The organism is Mesorhizobium loti, assembly GCF_003148495.1.
GTDB classification, from domain to species: domain Bacteria; phylum Pseudomonadota; class Alphaproteobacteria; order Rhizobiales; family Rhizobiaceae; genus Mesorhizobium; species Mesorhizobium loti.
Map to the genome: position 1 here is coordinate 1 of NZ_QGGH01000044.1, position 2,722 is coordinate 2,722.

Genomic DNA, 2,722 nt, shown 5'->3' on the forward strand with positions numbered 1-2,722 from the left:
GCCGCCGGGTGATCGACCGGCAGTTCGATTTCGACGCGCTGGCGCTCACCACCGATCTCGAGTTCGACCCGGCGCGTGCCGGCGACGCGGCGGCTGGCAGCGACCGTGCCGGCGATGCAGCCGCTGCAGCCGTCCGGCAGTTCGACATCGTGCGGGCGGAAGTAGAGCGTCGCATCGCCCGAGGGTTCGTGGGGCGCGGCAAGCCCGATCGGACGGTCGGCGAGCCAGATCTCACCATTCTCGACCTTGACGGGAAGCGAGCTCGATTCACCGATGAAGCCGTAGACGAAGGGCGAGTTCGGCGTGTCGTAGATATCGTCGGCAGTGCCGACCTGCTCGATGCGGCCCTGGCTCATCACCACGACGCGGTCGGCAAGCTCCAGCGCCTCTTCCTGGTCGTGGGTGACGAAGACGGTGGTGTGGCCGGTGGTGTCATGGATTTCGCGCAGCCAGCGGCGCAATTCCCGGCGCACCTGCGCGTCAAGCGCGCCGAACGGCTCGTCGAGCAGCAGCACCTTGGGTTCGATGGCCATGGCGCGCGCCAGCGCCACGCGCTGCCGCTGGCCGCCGGAAAGCTGCGCCGGATAGCGCTTCTCCAGCCCCGAAAGCTGGACAAGGTCGAGAAGTTCGGAGGCGCGGCGGCGGATCTCCTGCGCCGGCGGGCGCGACGGCCCGTGCCTAACCTTCAGGCCGAAGCCGATATTGTCGGCCACCGTCATGTGCCGGAACAGCGCATAGTGCTGGAAGACAAAGCCGACATTGCGATCCTGGATCGACTTGTGCGAGGCGTCCTCGTCGCCGAAGAAGATGTTTCCCCGCGTCGGCCGCTCCAGTCCGGCGATCAGCCTGAGCAGCGTCGTCTTGCCGGAGCCGGACGGCCCCAGCAACGCGATCAGCTCGCCCGACTTGATGTCGAGCGACACGTCGTGGAGGGCCGGAAACCGGTCAAATTCCTTGCGCACGTTGGCAACGCGAACTTCCATCGACAGAACCTTCTAATGCCCGCGCGATGCGGCGATCTCGGCGCCGTAGCGCATCTCGAGAAGTGTTTTCAAGACCAGCGTGACGAGCGCCAGGCCGGCAAGCAATGAGGCGACGGCGAAGGCGCCGACGGCGTTGTACTCGTTGTAGAGGATCTCGACATGCAGCGGCATGGTGTTGGTCAGGCCGCGTATGTGGCCCGACACCACCGAGACCGCGCCGAACTCGCCCATGGCGCGCGCATTGCACAGCAGCACGCCGTAGAGCAGCCCCCATTTGACGTTGGGCAAGGTCACGAACCAGAAGGTCTGCCAGCCATTGGCGCCAAGCGAGAGTGCTGCCTCCTCGTCGCCATTGCCCTGCTCCTGCATCAGCGGGATCAACTCGCGGGCAACGAAGGGGAAGGTGACGAAGACGGTGGCCAGGACGATGCCCGGCACGGCAAACAGGATGACGATGCCATGCGCTTTCAGCCAGCCGCCGAGCAGCCCCTGGGCGCCGAACAAAAGCACATAGACGAGGCCCGATATGACCGGCGAGACCGAGAAAGGCAGGTCGATCAGCGTGGTCAGGAAGGCCTTGCCCTTGAACTCGAACTTGGCGATCGCCCAGGCGGCGGAGATGCCGAAGACAATGTTGAGCGGCACCGAGATCGCCGCCACCAGCAGCGTCAGCCGGATCGCCGAGCGCGTGTCGGCGTCACTGAGCGATTGCGTATAGGCACCGACGCCTTTTGCCAGCGCTTCGTGGAAGACGATGATCAGCGGCAGCAGCAGGAAGACGCCGAGGAAAGCGAAGACGATGGCCATCAGGACGGCTTGCGCCGGCCGGCTCTCGGTCACCGCCGCCGAGCGGCTCTCGTGATGCGGTGCGTAGGATTTGATCTCGGGATCAGCCATAGCGCTTGCGGCTCCATGACTGTGCGAGATTGACGATCAAAAGCATCAGGAACGACAAAAACAGCATGATCGCCGCGATCGCGGTCGCTGCCGGATAATTGTACTCCTCCAGCCGGATGACGATCAGAAGCGGCGCGATCTCGGATTTGTAGGGCAAATTGCCGGCGATGAAGATGACCGAGCCGTATTCGCCGACGCCGCGCGCGAAGGCCAGCGAAAAGCCGGTAGTGATGGCCGGCGCCAGGCCCGGAAACAGGATGCGGGTGATGATCTGGAAGCGGCTGGCGCCAAGCGTGGCGGCGGCTTCCTCCACCTCCTTGTCGATCTCCTCCATGATCGGCTGCACGGTGCGCACGACAAAGGGCAGGCCGATGAAGATCAGCGCGATGACGATGCCGAGCGGCGTATAGGCGACCTTGATGCCGAGCGGCATCAGCAATTTGCCGATCCAGCCGTTCGGCGCATAGAGCGTGGTCAGCGCAATGCCGGCCACCGCCGTCGGCAGCGCGAAGGGCAGGTCGACCATGGCATCGACGATGCGGCGGCCGGGAAAGCGGTAGCGCACCAGCACCCAGGCGACGAGCGTGCCGAAGACGACGTTGACGCCAGCCGCGATGAAGGCGGTGCCGAAGCTGATTTCAAGCGCGTTGATGGTGCGACGGTCGGTTGCGATCGCCCAGAACTCGGGCCAGCCCAAGGCGGCCGAGCGCCAGATCAGCCCCGACAGCGGGATGAGGATGATGAGGGTGAGGTAGGCAAGCGAGAAGCCGAGCGTCAATCCGAAACCCGGAATGACACTCGGCTGTCTGAACCGCCACCCAGCCTGCGCGGGTGCTGTGGTC

General features: G+C 65.0%; 3 protein-coding genes. All 3 read right to left on the reverse strand.

All coding sequences use genetic code 11. The features are described 5' to 3' along the window. Positions 1-983: sulfate/molybdate ABC transporter ATP-binding protein (locus tag C8D77_RS37150; protein ID WP_109672945.1), on the reverse strand; the 983-nt coding region annotated here is incomplete at its 3' end. Positions 984-995: 12 nt separating this feature from the next. Next, positions 996-1,880, reverse strand: coding sequence for a sulfate ABC transporter permease subunit CysW (cysW, locus tag C8D77_RS37155; RefSeq protein ID WP_109672947.1), 885 nt, complete (start codon positions 1,878-1,880; stop codon positions 996-998). Beyond that, a partial coding sequence (gene cysT, locus C8D77_RS37160) for a sulfate ABC transporter permease subunit CysT (protein ID WP_425453810.1) occupies positions 1,873-2,722 on the reverse strand: 850 nt, incomplete at its 5' end. The genes cysT and cysW, both read right to left, overlap by 8 nt.